11 protein-coding genes are annotated in these 14,867 nt (G+C 46.2%); 5 read left to right on the top strand and 6 right to left on the bottom strand.

The window, feature by feature from the left end:
• The first annotated feature begins 202 nt into the window (after positions 1-202).
• The 3 genes from KOD92_RS01795 to KOD92_RS01785 all read left to right on the top strand — a co-directional run bounded on the left by KOD92_RS01795 (position 203) and on the right by KOD92_RS01785 (position 6,340).
• Positions 203-2,524 carry a PSD1 and planctomycete cytochrome C domain-containing protein gene (locus KOD92_RS01795; RefSeq protein ID WP_215231808.1) on the top strand — a complete coding sequence of 774 codons (2,322 nt, stop codon included), beginning with the start codon at positions 203-205 and terminating at the stop codon, positions 2,522-2,524.
• A gap of 140 nt (positions 2,525-2,664) precedes the next feature.
• Positions 2,665-4,119: a DUF1501 domain-containing protein gene (locus KOD92_RS01790; RefSeq protein WP_215231807.1), complete on the top strand. Its 1,455-nt coding sequence runs from the start codon at positions 2,665-2,667 to the stop codon at positions 4,117-4,119.
• Between the two features lie 46 nt (positions 4,120-4,165).
• Positions 4,166-6,340: a c-type cytochrome domain-containing protein gene (locus tag KOD92_RS01785; protein ID WP_215231806.1), complete on the top strand. Its 2,175-nt coding sequence runs from the start codon at positions 4,166-4,168 to the stop codon at positions 6,338-6,340.
• 15 nt (positions 6,341-6,355) lie between these two features.
• Here the strand turns inward: KOD92_RS01785 and KOD92_RS01780 are convergent, their stop codons facing one another.
• The 3 genes from KOD92_RS01780 to KOD92_RS01770 all read right to left on the bottom strand — a co-directional run bounded on the left by KOD92_RS01780 (position 6,356) and on the right by KOD92_RS01770 (position 8,607).
• Entirely contained in the window at positions 6,356-7,534 is a 1,179-nt protein-coding gene (locus tag KOD92_RS01780) for an AGE family epimerase/isomerase (protein WP_215231805.1), read from the bottom strand.
• 58 nt (positions 7,535-7,592) lie between these two features.
• Positions 7,593-8,027: a type II toxin-antitoxin system VapC family toxin gene (locus tag KOD92_RS01775; RefSeq protein WP_215231804.1), complete on the bottom strand. Its 435-nt coding sequence runs from the start codon at positions 8,025-8,027 to the stop codon at positions 7,593-7,595.
• A gap of 253 nt (positions 8,028-8,280) precedes the next feature.
• Positions 8,281-8,607 carry a hypothetical protein gene (locus KOD92_RS01770; protein WP_215231803.1) on the bottom strand — a complete coding sequence of 109 codons (327 nt, stop codon included), beginning with the start codon at positions 8,605-8,607 and terminating at the stop codon, positions 8,281-8,283.
• Between the two features lie 207 nt (positions 8,608-8,814).
• Between KOD92_RS01770 and KOD92_RS01765 the strand changes: the two genes are divergently transcribed.
• Positions 8,815-10,086, top strand: a complete 1,272-nt coding sequence (locus tag KOD92_RS01765) for a PQQ-dependent sugar dehydrogenase (protein ID WP_215231802.1) — start codon at positions 8,815-8,817, stop codon at positions 10,084-10,086.
• Positions 10,087-10,089: 3 nt separating this feature from the next.
• On the opposite strand, the gene KOD92_RS01760 is transcribed toward KOD92_RS01765, so the two are convergent.
• Positions 10,090-10,854 carry an SDR family NAD(P)-dependent oxidoreductase gene (locus tag KOD92_RS01760; protein ID WP_215231801.1) on the bottom strand — a complete coding sequence of 255 codons (765 nt, stop codon included), beginning with the start codon at positions 10,852-10,854 and terminating at the stop codon, positions 10,090-10,092.
• 49 nt (positions 10,855-10,903) lie between these two features.
• Positions 10,904-11,689: a 3-keto-disaccharide hydrolase gene (locus tag KOD92_RS01755; RefSeq protein ID WP_215231800.1), complete on the bottom strand. Its 786-nt coding sequence runs from the start codon at positions 11,687-11,689 to the stop codon at positions 10,904-10,906.
• A 256-nt stretch (positions 11,690-11,945) separates the two neighbouring features.
• Between KOD92_RS01755 and KOD92_RS01750 the strand changes: the two genes are divergently transcribed.
• On the top strand, positions 11,946-12,440 hold the full coding sequence (locus KOD92_RS01750) for a hypothetical protein (RefSeq protein WP_215231799.1): 495 nt from the start codon (positions 11,946-11,948) through the stop codon (positions 12,438-12,440).
• A gap of 54 nt (positions 12,441-12,494) precedes the next feature.
• On the opposite strand, the gene KOD92_RS01745 is transcribed toward KOD92_RS01750, so the two are convergent.
• Positions 12,495-14,864, bottom strand: a complete 2,370-nt coding sequence (locus tag KOD92_RS01745; protein WP_215231798.1) for a S9 family peptidase — start codon at positions 14,862-14,864, stop codon at positions 12,495-12,497.
• Between the last annotated feature and the right edge of the window lie 3 nt (positions 14,865-14,867).

The following is a 14,867-nucleotide window of genomic DNA, read 5'->3' as shown; positions in this document are numbered from 1 at the left end:
ATATAACGGTCAAAAACCGGCTGGGAATTTCTGACAGTGGAAATTCTCAGCCGGTTTTATTTTTAGGATTCTGGAATGAACAGTATAGAGCAGGACAGTTAGTTTGTTTGAAATATGCATTATTGTATCAATAAATGTGCATTTTTTAAGTTATCTTAGTTAGAAGAACGAAAAAGTGTGATTGATTCCTGAACCTGCTACCATGAATTTTAAGACAAGAATTACCTGTATCGTACTTCTGGTATGGTGCGCATTGGTGTTTAAATCCTGCAATAACAGCTCGTCGACGCAAGTTACGGACGAAAAGATACCTGATCAGGTAAGCTACAATTTCGATATCCGGCCAATTCTTTCTGATAAATGTCTGGCTTGCCACGGCCCCGATGCAAATAAGCGCGAGGCTGGTCTGCGGCTTGACGATCCCGAAGCTGCGTTTAAAGCATTACAGGAAAATCCCAAAGCACACGCGATCGTGGCCGGCAAGCCGGAGCTTTCGGAAGCGTATCTGCGCATTACTACTACGGATACCGCGCTAAAAATGCCGCCGCCTAATTCAAACCTTAAACTGACCCAGCGGGAGGTTACCCTCATCGAGAAATGGATCAAGCAGGGTGCGAAGTACGAAAAACACTGGGCATTTGTGGCTCCTAAAAAGCCAGCCGTGCCGGAAGTTGACGACAAGGAATGGCCTAGAAACGAAATTGACCATTTTATTCTCGAAAAACAGGAGCAAAAAGGATTAAAACCCAACGAAGAAGCGGACAAAGAGCGCCTGCTGAAAAGACTCAGCCTCGACCTGACCGGCTTGCCGCCTACATTAAAAATGATGGACGAGTTTCTGGCTGACAAAAGTGAGAATGCGTACGAAAAGATGGTGGATCAGCTCCTTAAAAACCCTGCATACGGGGAGAAAATGGCGATTCACTGGCTGGATTTAGCCAGATATGCCGATTCTCACGGGTACCAGGACGATGGATACCGCACGCAGTGGCCGTGGCGCGACTGGGTGATCCATGCTTTTAATAAAAATATGCATTACAATGATTTCGTGACCTGGCAAATGGCGGGCGACCTGCTTCCAAATTCGAGCAAAGAGCAGCTGCTGGCGACTGGTTTCAACCGGAATCATAAAATAACAGAAGAGGGTGGGGTAATACCTGAGGAATACCGGATCATGTATGTGACAGACCGGAATGACCTTTTTGGCAAAGGACTTTTGGGCGTAACGCTCGAATGTGCGCATTGCCACGACCACAAATACGATCCGCTTTCGCAAAAGGAATATTATCAGATGTTTGCCTTCTTCAATAATGTAAGTGAAGTGGGTATCGAATCGGTGATCGGCGGGCCGGAAACTTATGCGAAGAAGCCTTTGATGGAGATTAGCGACGAGGATGTAAAAAGCATTCTGACGTTTGTGAATAAGCCTGATACCAACCGTCTGATCGTGTCCGTAATGGGCGATCTCGACTCTACGCGTAAAACGCACATTCTGAAAAGGGGCGTTTACGATGCATTGGGGGACGAAGTGGAGCCCGGAACACCAAGCTCTATTTTGCCTTTTGACAAAAAGTATCCTAAAAACAGACTGGGGTTGTCACAATGGCTATTTGATAAAAGGAATCCGCTGACTTCCAGGGTTTACGTCAATATACTTTGGCAGGAATTCTTTGGAAAGGGTATTGTAAAAACGTCGGGCGACTTCGGAATGCAGGGCGAACTTCCATCACATCCCGCATTGCTTGATTGGCTCGCGGTTGATTTTATGGAACACAACTGGGATATTAAACGGCTTGTAAAACAAATGGTTACCTCGGCTACTTACAGGCAATCGGCTGTGGTATCGAAAGAAAAACTGGCTGTTGATCCGGACAATATCCTACTGGCGCGCGGTTCAAGATATCGTATTCATGCGGAGTTTATCAAGGATCTGGTACTTGCAAGCAGCGGGCTTTTGAATAAGACAATTGGCGGCCCGAGTGTGAAGCCGTATCAGCCCGCCGGGTTATGGGAAGGCGCTACTTCGGGGCGCGGTTTACTATCCGTTTACAACCAGGATCACGGAGCGAGTTTGTACCGCCGGGGAATGTATACGCTTATAAAGAGAACGGTTCCGCCGCCTACTATGGCCATTTTCGATGCCAGTAACCGGGATTTGTGTGAGGTTAAAAGGTTGAAGACTAATACGCCATTGCAGGCATTGGTGATGATGAATGATCCGGCAGTACTGGAAGCGTCGCGGGTACTTTCTGCTAAATTGTTGCAGGAGAAAACCGAGGCAAAAGACAAGATTATCAAAGCATTCCGCCTGATCGTTTGCCGCACGCCATCGGAAAAGGAATTGAGTGTTTTGACAGCCTACTACGATAAAGAGCTGAAATCGATCAGTCCGGCCGCTGCCGATAAAATGGTCGCGATCGGTGAATATCCACTGACCAGAAACGTCGACAAAAAAGCACTAGCCTCGTTAATGAGAGTGATTTCGACGATTTACAATTTAGAGGAAACGATAACGAAGAGTTGAGGATAGCTGTTAGGTATTAGCTATTAGCTATTAGTTATTAGTTATTGCTTCTCGAAAATAGACACATTCAGATTATTGAAACAAAGAAAACAAAAGCTAACAGCCAAAAGCTAAGAGCTACAAGCTAACAGCCTTCAAACATGGAAAAGGAAATATTAGAGCACGGATTCAATTTTAACAGGCGCAGGTTTTTATCTACGATGAGCCTCGGGATTGGTGGAGTAGCGTTAGGTTCACTTTTAATGCCGGATCTGTTAAAGGGAGGGAGTCTGGAAGAAGAGGGCCTCGCGCCGGGAATCCCGCATTTCGCGCCGAAGGCAAAACGCGTGATCTATATGTTCCAGAACGGAGCACCGTCGCAGCAGGAGCTTTTTGACTATAAACCAAAACTCCGAGAGATGCTCGGGCAGGAAATACCGCCTTCCGTTCGTGGAAATCAGCGTTTGACAGGTATGACGGCCAATCAGGCTTCGTTCCCACTCGTGGGTTCCTTTGTGGATTTCAAACAATATGGTCAGTCGCAGGCGTGGGTGAGCAATTTGCTTCCTTATACTTCTAAAATTGTCGACGATATATGTATTGTCCGCTCAATGTACACGGAGGCGATCAACCACGATCCGGCTTTGACGTTTTTGCAAACTGGCTCCCAGCAGGGAAATCGGCCTAGTATGGGCTCCTGGCTGAGTTATGGATTGGGAAATGAGAACAAAAACCTGCCGAATTTCACCGTTTTGCTGTCACGCGGGGTAGGTAATGGTCAGGGAGTATATTCGAAACTATGGTCAAATGGTTTCCTGGATTCTGTTCACCAGGGCGTGCAGTTTAGTAAAGGCGAAGATCCTGTTTTGTACCTGCGCGATCCCGAAGGAATGGACCGGACGGAGCGGCGGACGATGCTGGATAACTTGTCGCAACTGAACGAAATGTCTTACCAGGAGTTCGGCGACCCGGAGATCACCGCGAAGATCAAGCAATATGAAATGGCTTACCGGATGCAAACTGCCGTGCCGGAGGTAATGGATCTTTCGAAAGAGTCTGACGATATTATCAAATTATACGGACCGGAATGTCTGGTACCTGGTACTTACGCAGCTAACTGTTTGCTGGCAAGGAAGTTATCCGAAAATGGCGTGCGGTTTGTTCAGCTATATCACCAGGGCTGGGACCAGCACGGAAACCTGCCTTATGAAATCACCAAACAAGCAATGGACGTCGATCAGGCTTCTGCTGCATTGGTTACCGATTTGAAACAGAGAGGATTACTTGATGAAACATTGGTGATCTGGGGAGGTGAATTTGGGCGGACCAGTTACACGCAGGGAAAATTGACCGCTGATAATTACGGGCGTGATCACCACCCGAGATGCTTCACGATCTGGATGGCAGGCGGCGGGATCAAGCCGGGAATGGTATATGGAGAAACGGATGAATTAGGTTACAATATTGCCAAAGATCCGGTCCATGTACATGATTTCCAGGCTACTATCTTGCACCAGCTTGGTCTGAACCATGAGAAACTGATCTTCAAACACCTCGGAAGAAGGTACCGGCTTACCGACGTTTCGGGTAATGTGGTGCGAGATATTATCAGCTGATCCATTCAGTAATTTCCTATTTGACTAAACCCTTGGTAAAACTTTAATGCATTTAAGATTCAGGTTTTTTGCGGAACAGCTGCTCGTTGCTGCCAACATTTTTATCCTATTTCTACTGCTTTTTGAAAGCAAGCTTGTTGTTCCCACCTGGCTGCAAACCATCGGGCGAATGCACCCGCTGATCCTGCATTTCCCGATCGTGATCCTGCTGATCGCGATGCTGCTCGAATTTTTCCGCTTCAAACCTGAATACGCGACCAACACTTTTTACAAAAATTTCCTTCAAAACCTGCTGCTGATCGGCGCACTATTTGCCGCTATCACGGTAATTATGGGACTTTTTCTATCGCGGGAAGAAGGCTACACGGGCGATACGCTGACCCTCCACAAATGGACTGGGGCAGGTATCTTCTTTATCGCTTCGATCATTTACTGGATCCGTAATACGGGTTGGTACAAAGCGCCGGTCGCGAAGGCGGGCGCATTTGTCACGGTCACTATTCTCGTGCTAACCGGGCATTATGGCGCTGCATTAACGCACGGCAGCAATTTTATCTGGGAGCCTATTGAACAAAATAATGAAATGGCAGCGGTGCCGCTGGAAGAAGCGGTGGTGTACACCAATGTTATCAAGCCAATATTTGACCAAAAATGTACAAGCTGTCACAATCCAGACAAGATCAAAGGTGAGCTGAATCTTTCCGACCCCGAATCGATCATGAAAGGGGGGAAATCAGGCAAACTGATCGTGCCCGGGAATCCGCAAATGAGCCTTTTGTTGCAGCGGGTGCATTTACCGATGGAAGAAAAAAAGCATATGCCGCCTTCCGGAAAAGCACAACTGACTTTGCAGGAAATCTCTTTGATAACATTGTGGGTTAAACAGAAGGCAGAATTTAAAAGAAAAATAACCGAACTCGCCTCAACGGATTCACTCCGCATCCTGGCCACCACTTACCTGAAACCCGCGCAAACGGTCGACAAGTTTGACTTCCCGGCGGCGGATGAAGAAACGGTCGCCAAGTTGAATTCGGACTACCGGACCATTCTTCCGCTTGCACGCGAGTCGCCGGCTCTCGGGGTGAATATTTACAATGCATCGGCATTCAATGCAAAGCAACTTGACGAGCTGAGCGAAATCAAGAAACAAGTTATTTCATTGAATCTCAACAAAATGCCGGTTAAGGATGCGGATTTGAAGAGCGTAAAGCAATTTGAAAATCTGCGTAAGCTGGACCTGAATTTTACAGATGTTACCGCAGCTGGTCTCAAAGAACTTTCTTCACTCAAATACCTGCAAAGTTTGACCCTCTCAGGCACCAAGCTCACGCTGGCCGATCTGAAAAGTGTATTGCCACAACTGAAAAGCCTCAAATCGGTGGCGGTTTGGGACACTAAACTATCCGCTTCGGACGTGGCTGTTTTGCAGAAGGATATTAAGAATATGGATATAATCGGCGGTTTTAAAGACGATGGTAAAAATCCTTTAAAACTCAATCCGCCGCAGGTGAAGAACAGCTCGATGATATTTGCCAAAACGGCTCCGCTGGAACTGAAACACCCGATCAAAGGCGTGGATATCCGTTTCACGATGGATGGAACCGAGCCGGACAGCGTCAATTCGCCGCTTTTCAACAACAAAACGATTCTGACAAATAGCGGTACAATCAAGGCAAAAGCTTATAAAAATGGGTGGTATGGAAGCGACCTGGCGGTATTTGATTTTTTCAAAAGTGCATACGAACCGGATAGTGTAAATCTGCTCGCGCCGCTCAATCGCGTGCATCAGGCAGAAGGAGCGAAGACATTTTTTGATAAGAAATTGGGTGTTATAGGAGCTAATAATCCTGCCTGGGCTAACAACTGGGCAGGAGTTAGGAACAATGATATGATCCTGGTGTCGGAATTTAAAAAGCCGATCACCCTTTCGTCGGTCGGGATGCATTATATGATTGAGGAGGCGACGGGCATTTTTCCGCCGGAAAGTGTGGAAGTGTGGGCAGGAAACAGCCGCGATGATCTTAAATTAATCTCCACCTTCAAAGCCCCGCTGCCCGCAAAAGGGGATAAGGCGACTTTAAAACTGGTTGAAGGTACATTTAAACCGCAGACAGTTTCCTTCGTGAAGGTGATTGTGAAGCCGGTCGTGAAGATACCCGAGTGGCACAATTCAAAAGGTAACCGCGCATTGGTGCTGGTCGACGAGATGTTTTTTAACTAACAGTAATACTAATACTTACGCTTTCGACAGCCGCCGCCACATTTCGGCGCAGGCGCGTGCATTGTGGTAAGGGCATTTCCAGAAGCTGATCTTATCGCCTTTAACCGGCGTACCGTCTTCTTTTACTGTCCCATGCCACTCGCCTTTTTCGCGGTCAATGAACTTGTCTACTACATAATCCCAGCTTTTTTCGGCTTTTACTTTAAACTGCTCCTCCTTCGTGAGCTGGTAAGCATTATAAAATCCGACGAGCTGCTCGGCGCCAACCCACCAGCTCCGGTCGGTTTGGGTATGTTTGGTAGCCGGGTCATATTCGTAGTTCAGCGATCCGTCCGGACTTAAACCCTTGCTGGCCATTCTTGCCATTAAGATGGATTTCTCTTTCATTTTCGCAATCAGCTTCTCATCGTGCAGGATCTCGGCGGTTTCAAAAAGCAACCAGGAAGCTTCAATATCGTGGCCGTACGAAACAATATCATCCTTTGCTTTCCATTTTTCGTCAAAGAAAAGCTGCATGGTATTGGTTTTCGGATTGACAATATGCGTGATGATCGTGTCGAGCATCGCGGCGGTTTGCTTTTTCAGCTCTTTATCGGGCCAAACTGTATATAGATTTGTGTAGGCCTCCACCAAATGCAAATGCGTATTCATGCTTTTGACCCATGGACTTTTACTCAAAATATAATCGTCAGTAGCAGACCAATCTTCCGCAAAGGCTTCCCTGTAACCGCCGTTTGCTGCATCAAATGCGTGTTTTTCAATGAGATTAAATAGCGAAATAGCTTGTTCAAGCGCGGGCTTGTGGTGCGTGATTCGATAGTATTCACTCAATCCATACATCGCAAACGCATTGCCGTAAACCTGCTTTTTGGTCTCTTTCGGAGCGCCGTCGGCTGTTGCTGACCAGTATACGCCACCGTGTTTTGGGTCGAAAAAATGCTTGGATAGCTGCTGGTAAGCGCGGTCAGCGAGTGTCAGATATTTTGCTTCCTTGAAAAGCCGGTGTGCCAGGGAGAAAGTCCACAAAATCCGCCCGGTCAAAACAACTGACCTATCCGAATCTTTAACAGGCTGATTGTCATAATTGACTTGACCATAAAAGCCGCCTTTCTCGTGATCGGGCCCATATTTTTCCCAATAATCCAATATCGCGATCAGCTCTTTCTCAAATGCCTCCGCCGTAAATGCAGCCATAATTCACCTGTTTTTCTAGAGAAAGAGGAACCGCTGGTATTCATACTTGGAGTGTTGCTTACAGAATGTTTGTTGACAACGATTCCTTGGCCAGAAGTGATGTTAACACTTTGTCGCCTGATTTAAAATGGTCGACCTTATCTCGCAAACAAGAAGCGGTCGCGAGTTGAATACTATCAAGCGTCCGAAGACCCTTATACCCATATTTTCCGATCAAATGTTTTGCACTTTTTATGATTGAATCATCAACAGGAACGAATATGTATGTTTCGCAGTCCTGCTCAAAGATATTGATGATCTGATTCGCTAGCTCAGTACTAATTTCTCCCGTTCTGACTTTCTTCCAAAATGCGGAGGCAAATTCAACTTTCGAAATTTCTGATAGAAAAATATTAGATACGATTTCGAAATTGAATACTGCATCCATTATTTCAGTGTCAGCCTCCTCATGATATAATGTAACCAGTGAAGACGTGTCAAGAAATAAATTCATTCTGCGCCCCGCCTTTCCGAAATGACGGTATCCCGAAGAGATGTATGTAGATTTTTAAGTAATTCTCTGGATTTCATAAAAGAAAAATCGTTCAGAGTCAGGCGTTTGGAAGACTTTGGCCCTACCGTAATTTTTTCTTCTTTGAGGATTTCATGCATTTTACTCATAGCGTGTAATATTATAATGTGATATTCAAATGTACAAAGAAAAGCCTGACAAACATTTGCCAGGCTCTGGAATGGTAGGGTAGAGGCTAGTCTCCCTGATTTTCTTCCTGGGCTTCGTGGTTGTCGCCCCCCAGGCTGTAATAGTTATTTTCTTCGTCTTCGCGACCGATTGCTTCGTCTTCGTCATCATCTTCCGAGCCTGGTACGTCGAGATCTTCGCCGGTCAGATCGTCATCGAATGACTTTTCGTTCCAATCGTCTGCATCCAGCTCGGCAGGACGTTTCATGCGGGAAATATCTTCTGGATCAATATCGGCTTCGATGAGACCTTTGCGGAATATATCTTCTTCCGAAGGATAATTGCCGGGAAGATCGTCGTCAAATACTTCTTCGTCGTCATCGTAAGGATTCATAGCTCTTTAAAATTAAAAGATTTGAAGTTTTTAGTTCTCTAAGTTACAGGAAAGCCGTTTTGGCTTCCAAAGGTGTTAAAAAAAGTTATTCCAAAATACATGTCAGCCCAGAAAAATAAATTGAGGATCAGGGCCGGGGATTCATGAAAAAACTTTGAAAGGCTATTACTTTTGACAAAATCATTTTAACTCCAACCCAACCATTTCATGCAAAGAAAGTTATTCAAATCTGCTGCGTTACTTTTGACAGTAACCGGCGTAACAATCCTAACGGCCTACAAAAGTTTCACCGAAAATCCTGGCCCCTTATATTCCCCCGTTGAAGCCAAAGATATCAAGCTGCCCGCTGGTTTCTCTGCCAGCATATTGGCCAGCGACCTGGGTGCGACCCGCCACATGGTTGTTGGGAAAAATGGAGATATGTATGTGAAACTCTCCAAAATGAAAGACGGGAAAGGCATTTACCTTTTGCGCGATACAAATGGCGACGGTGCGATCGACGAGCAAAAACTGTTCGGCGAATATCCGGGAACTGGTATTGCGATCAAAAACGGTTACCTGTACAGCTCTTCCAATAAAGGGGTTTTTCGGTATAAATTAAATGAAAAGGAAGAAATCATTGATTTCGACAAGCCTGAGCAGATCGTGGAAGGTTTGTTGGACAAAGGCCGTGATAATGCAAAACCGATTGCATTGGATAACAAAGGAAATCTGTACGTAACCGTGGGATCGTATAGCGACAATTGCCGCGAAACCGGCTCGGGGAAAGGAATGTCGCCTTGTACCATACTCGACTCAGCAGGCGGAATCTGGAAGTTCAAAGCAGACCAGGCTGGACAGAAATTTTCAGATGGAAAGCGTTTCGCGACCGGTGTTAAAAATGCAGTAGGTATCGATTGGGACAACAAAACAGACGCATTGTATGTGACGGTCCACGGTCGCGGCAAGTTTGACGATATGTACCCGCAATACTATACGCCGAAGCAAAGCGCCGAACTTCCTGCGGAGACATTGTATCGGTTGAAAGAAGGTGACGACGCCGGTTGGCCGTACATATATTACGACCATTTTCAAAACAAAAAAATGCTGGCGCCCGAATATGGCGGAGACGGTAAAAAAACCGCAGGCGAAAAAGCGATCAACCCGCTGGTAGGTTTTCCCGCGCATTTGGGACCCAATGCATTGCTGTTCTATTCCGGCAATATGTTTCCTGCCAAATATAGAAACGGCGCGTTCGTCGCTTTTCACAGTCAATCCGCCGAGCTGAAAAAAGGCTATCTCGTCGCTTTCGTTCCTTTTGTGAATGGTAAGGCTGGTAAGTGGGAGATTTTTGCAGATAATTTTGCGGGAACGGATCTCGTAAATCCGACCGGCCCGATCCAGCACCGCCCCTGCGGACTAGCGCAAGGTCCCGACGGCGCGCTATACGTGACCGACGATCTGAACGGGACTATTTTTAAGATCGCATACAAAAAGTAACGATCAGAGGCTCATACCTCCATCCACATAAATATTCTGCCCGGTAATGAACCGTCCTGCTTCCGAACAAAGCAGGACGGCCATCGCGGCGCAGTCCTGCGGATCGCCAATTTGGCCCGAAGGTGTGCCCAGTCGCTGTGTAATGCGTTCTTCACCTTCCGGAACATCTTCCTCAATCCGCGGCGTGCCTATTACGCCAGGCGCAAGATTATTAACTGTCACACCTTTATCGGCGAGTTGCATGGCTGCATTCTGAACCATATTCAATACCGCTGACTTGGTAGCAGCGTACACCATCATCGACGGATGCGGCTTGATCTGCTGCACGCTTCCGATCGTCAATATCCTTCCCCAGCCTTTTGAAACCATTTCAGGCGCAAAGCGCTGCATGAATATAAATGTAGATTTGAAATTCGCATTTACCTGAATATCAAATTCTTCCAGTGTGAGTTCGTGCCAAAGTTTAGGTATTTGCACAGATGCATTCAGGACGACGATATCCGGGACTTTTCCGTTTTTAACAACCTGATTATAAATAGCAGTCACTGTTTTTGGCTTGGAAATATCGCCTTTCACGATCACAGCATTTGAGCCCAGTTTCCTGATCTCGCGTGCGACTTCCTTCGCATCAGTTTCATCTTTGCGGCAATGCAAGATAATATTGGCGCCAGCTTCGGCCATTGCAAGGGCAATACCCTTACCAATACCCTGACTTGAACCGGTGATAAATGCAGTTTTTCCAGCAAGACTTAGTGTTTCTGAAAGCATACTTATATCGTTTTTTGCTACAAAACACTAATCCTGTGCCATTCGGGAATCAGAAATCCGTATCACCTTTGTCCAGTTCCATTTCTTTGATCCAGATATTCCGGTAATAAACATCGTGACCTTCTGATTGCAGTTTAAGGCCGCCTGGCTTGTCAGTTATACCTTTTCCGCCGTTATTGCCGCCGTCGATTCCTGAATTCGGGCCTCCCCAAACCTGGGATATCTTGTGGTTCGAATGCACTTTTTTACCATTGAAATACAAGGTAACGATCGGTTGCTGCACGATTTTCCCGTCTTTGAAACGAGCCGCCCGGAACAGAATATCATATGAATTCCATTTGCCGACGCCATTGTAGGCCTGGTAAGGCGACTTGGTTTCGTTGATAATCGCTGCCATTCCGTGCGAAGTTGTATCGCCGTCAAGTACCTGGATTTCATAGCGGTTTTGCAAATACACGCCGCTGTTTCCTCCTTCTTTTGTAATCAGGAACTCAACGTGCGCCCGGAAATCTCTGAATTCTTTTTTTGTAACAATATCCGCAGCACCATACAATCCGCCCGCGGAAGCCGGATCATTGCAATTGATCACCGTACCCTTGTCGACCGGATCGTTTACAACCGTCCATTTAATAGGTGGTTTGGCCTTGAAGCGCGGCCCTTCCCAATAGACCCATTTTTCGTCGAGCATCTTGCGGCTGCCATCGAGGTACATTTCTGCGCCTTTCGGTGCTTTCGTTCCAACGCCTACCTGGCCGAATGCTGACATCGCCTGACCACAAACAATTAGGATCGCGGCGCAACCCGAAATTTTTATTCTGGAAAACAGTCTGTTCATATTGTTAATAGATGAATTGATAAGCCTGTAACATAAGTCAGTGCTGATTTTTTTTACTGTTTTTGAGTTGAGATAATCCTGAAATGTAGAACAAACACCACAAAAGCTACTGACTTTGATGTATTTAGCTGTAAAAAAGATTGTTTTAAAACACAAGGTTGTACTGCGCTTTCGGCACGAAATTTATGTATACGAGGCATCCTTATCTGACATTTTAAAAGATAAGTACTTTTAAACCTTTTAGACACCGATTATTATGGAGTCATTACATCAACAGAAAAGCATTAATACTGTAACAGGAGTATTTGCCACGAGGAAGGACGCAGAAAATGCATATCAGACGTTGCTGCGCCTGGGTTACAGAGCGGATGAGATCACGCTTATTATGGCAGAGGAAACATTTGATAAATTATTCGATCACCCAAAAAATCATTTTTATCAGGATAGCACCGCAACAAAGAAACTACAGGTAACCAGGATCTCGGAAGCATTGGATGTGCTGGGTAGGTTTGTGGCGATTCCGGGACTGGCCCTTGTAGTAGCTGGTGATTTGACAAAAGGCGGCGTGCGCGCATTGTCGAGCTCTGTATTGTCTGATGAATACGCGGAATATTTCCAAAACCGGTTGCTCGACGGCGAGATACTGATCGACTTCGGCCTGCACACGAACCGCGAAAAGGATCTGATCGTGCACAAATGGGAATATTTCGGAGGATATCCATTAATTCGCAGTGTGAACAATGCGGCTTAACAGATTGAATTTCCGAAAGTAAACGCCCGGCAGAACATTCTCCCGGGCGTTTTTTTATAGATGATCTTCAAAAAGCTTTAGTATTCGCTTGTACTCGTCCGTCCACGACGAGGCTTCCACAAAACCATGGTCTTCCATAGGGTAGGAGGCTAGTTCCCAATTGTCTTTTCCGAGTTCAATCAGTCTTTGCGACAGCCGCACCACATCCTGGTAATGCACATTTACATCCACCATTCCGTGACAGATCAGCAGGTGATTTTTTAGACCCGCCGCATGATAAATAGGAGAGCTCTTTCGGTAAGCGAGACTATCCGCTTGTGGTTCATTTAGAATGTTGGCAGTATAAGGGTGATTATAGGCAGCCCAATCCGTAACGGGTCGCAATGCCGCTCCCGCCTTGAACACGTCGGGTTTTGTAAAAAGCCCCATTGATGTGATAAAACCGCCATAAGAACCGCCATAAACGCCAATGCTTTTGGGATTGATCTTGTAGTTTTTCACAAGCCACGCGGCGCCGTCGGTATTATCTGTCAGATCTTTTCCGCCCATAAACCTGTAAATGCCCGTGCGCCAGTCGCGGCCGTAGCCCGAACTTGCGCGGTAATCCATGTCTAGCACGGTGTAGCCTTTGTCTGTTAGCAAGTTGTGAAACATATACTCGCGAAAATATTGGCTCCACCACTTATGCGCATTCTGCAAATATCCTGCTCCATGTACGAAAATGACAGCCTTTCCATTTGAGTTTTTAGGCTCGTAAACGCGGGCATAAATTGGCAGCCCGTCAGTCGCTTTGATCGTCACGACCTTTGCTTCCCGCCAGGGATAAGAAAGGAATTCTTTTGAAACAGATTCTGTAACGCGTTCTGGCTGAGCCGGTTTCTCGCCGGGTTTCGGGTTATCCATAATATATAGCTCCCACGGCGCGGTACTCTTCGAATAACGGATCGCAATCTTACTTTCATCGGGAGATAATGTCGCTTCGTGCGCGCCGGTGTTTTGCGTAAGCTGCGCCCGCTTGCCGCCCGTGGAAGCTAACCTGTACAAATGCTGCTCGCCGGGGTGAACTTCGTTGGTGATAATGTAAAACGATTTTTTATCCTTCGAAAGCGTCACATTCTGTACCTCAAATTTCCCGGAGGTAAGTTCCGTTTTTTTACCTGTTTTTATATTAAATGAATACAAATGCGAATAGCCGGTTTCCTCACTCTGAAAATAAATGGTCTCATTATCAAGCCACTCTATCTCGCCTGCGCTCGTCGGATACCCGCCAATTCCCGGCCCTCCGATCCACGCTTCATCACGCTGTCTGTCAAGAAGTTTCAAAGAAAGTGAATCGACATTCAGCTGCATGATCCAGCGATCTTTACTATCCAGCGAACGGACTACCACAACTGCATTTTCACCATTTTCAGACCATATCGGTCCGTGAATAACTACGTCACGCTCCGTCTTTTTCCAGGAGGTGTCCTGCTTCGGGTAGTCTTTGAGATAATCCGGCTTGTCGTTAATTCCGGGAATATCTTTTACACTCAGCTTGCGGGTTGTGTCTTTTTCAATATCATAAACCCAAAATTCATAGGAGGAAGCCGGTGCGCCCACTTTCACGCGGCTTGAAATGTCATCGGTAAATCCCGATTCTGTCACATAATTCGGAACATTGGTAGATTTCGCAGATTTATCAGGCTTTGTCAGTCGGTAGGTTACGAACTTTTGGTTGGGACTCAGTTGCTGGTGACTGACTGTTTTTTCGCCAATATAGATCTCTTTGGGTCGCTGCGGTTTTTCGGCTTCGGTCACTTTTTTCCCCAGATCTTTCTTCTCCTTACGTTCCTTTAAAACCTCAAATAATGCCAGCTGCTCCGCCTTGAAGACCTTTTCCTGCTCGCCTGGCTTGGGATCGTCCTTTTTATTTCCAGTTTTGAAATCGGTGTATTGCGTGTTCTGCCCACTTGTCAGCTTAATGCTGAACAGGTTGTTATTCCTGACAAAAATAAAGCTCAGCTCATCCTGGCTGAAAACCGGGTCTGTCTCACGGTCAACCGTATTAGTGATTTGCCAGGGCTGTCCTTTCGGATCGACAATGAATATATCACCGTTTTTTTCATACAACCTGACATCTTGCCGGCGATTATAAACCCCATTTCGCCCGGCCAGTTTCTTCCGGTCGGCGAGCTTGATTTTGCTGATCTTTTTATCGCTCAACGAATATCCATACAGCGAATCAGAAGGATTTTTATCGGGGTTCCAATTGAAATAAATGGTTTTCGAGTCGTCCGCCCAGGTAATATCCGAAGGCGAAGTCCCGATCCACATTTTCGGATCCCGCATAATCTTCCCGACAGTGAGAGGAGCGAGGGATTGGGAGAAAGCAGCGGGAATAAAAGAAATTAGGAGGAATAGGAGGAAGTGGAAATTCAATTTCATGAA

Source organism: Dyadobacter linearis (assembly GCF_907165045.1).
GTDB classification, from domain to species: domain Bacteria; phylum Bacteroidota; class Bacteroidia; order Cytophagales; family Spirosomataceae; genus Dyadobacter; species Dyadobacter linearis.
Note: the sequence above shows the minus strand (reverse complement) of the source record. Positions and strands in the feature narration are given on the sequence as shown.

Bases quoted from the DNA above. Each gene is read 5' to 3' on its own strand.
- KOD92_RS01795 (WP_215231808.1), top strand. From the start codon at position 203: ATGAATTTTAAGACAAGAATTACCTGTATCGTACTTCTGGTATGGTGC.
- KOD92_RS01790 (WP_215231807.1), top strand. From the start codon at position 2,665: ATGGAAAAGGAAATATTAGAGCACGGATTCAATTTTAACAGGCGCAGG.
- KOD92_RS01785 (WP_215231806.1), top strand. From the start codon at position 4,166: ATGCATTTAAGATTCAGGTTTTTTGCGGAACAGCTGCTCGTTGCTGCC.
- KOD92_RS01780 (WP_215231805.1), bottom strand. From the start codon at position 7,534: ATGGCTGCATTTACGGCGGAGGCATTTGAGAAAGAGCTGATCGCGATA.
- KOD92_RS01775 (WP_215231804.1), bottom strand. From the start codon at position 8,027: ATGAATTTATTTCTTGACACGTCTTCACTGGTTACATTATATCATGAG.
- KOD92_RS01770 (WP_215231803.1), bottom strand. From the start codon at position 8,607: ATGAATCCTTACGATGACGACGAAGAAGTATTTGACGACGATCTTCCC.
- KOD92_RS01765 (WP_215231802.1), top strand. From the start codon at position 8,815: ATGCAAAGAAAGTTATTCAAATCTGCTGCGTTACTTTTGACAGTAACC.
- KOD92_RS01760 (WP_215231801.1), bottom strand. From the start codon at position 10,854: ATGCTTTCAGAAACACTAAGTCTTGCTGGAAAAACTGCATTTATCACC.
- KOD92_RS01755 (WP_215231800.1), bottom strand. From the start codon at position 11,689: ATGAACAGACTGTTTTCCAGAATAAAAATTTCGGGTTGCGCCGCGATC.
- KOD92_RS01750 (WP_215231799.1), top strand. From the start codon at position 11,946: ATGGAGTCATTACATCAACAGAAAAGCATTAATACTGTAACAGGAGTA.
- KOD92_RS01745 (WP_215231798.1), bottom strand. From the start codon at position 14,864: ATGAAATTGAATTTCCACTTCCTCCTATTCCTCCTAATTTCTTTTATT.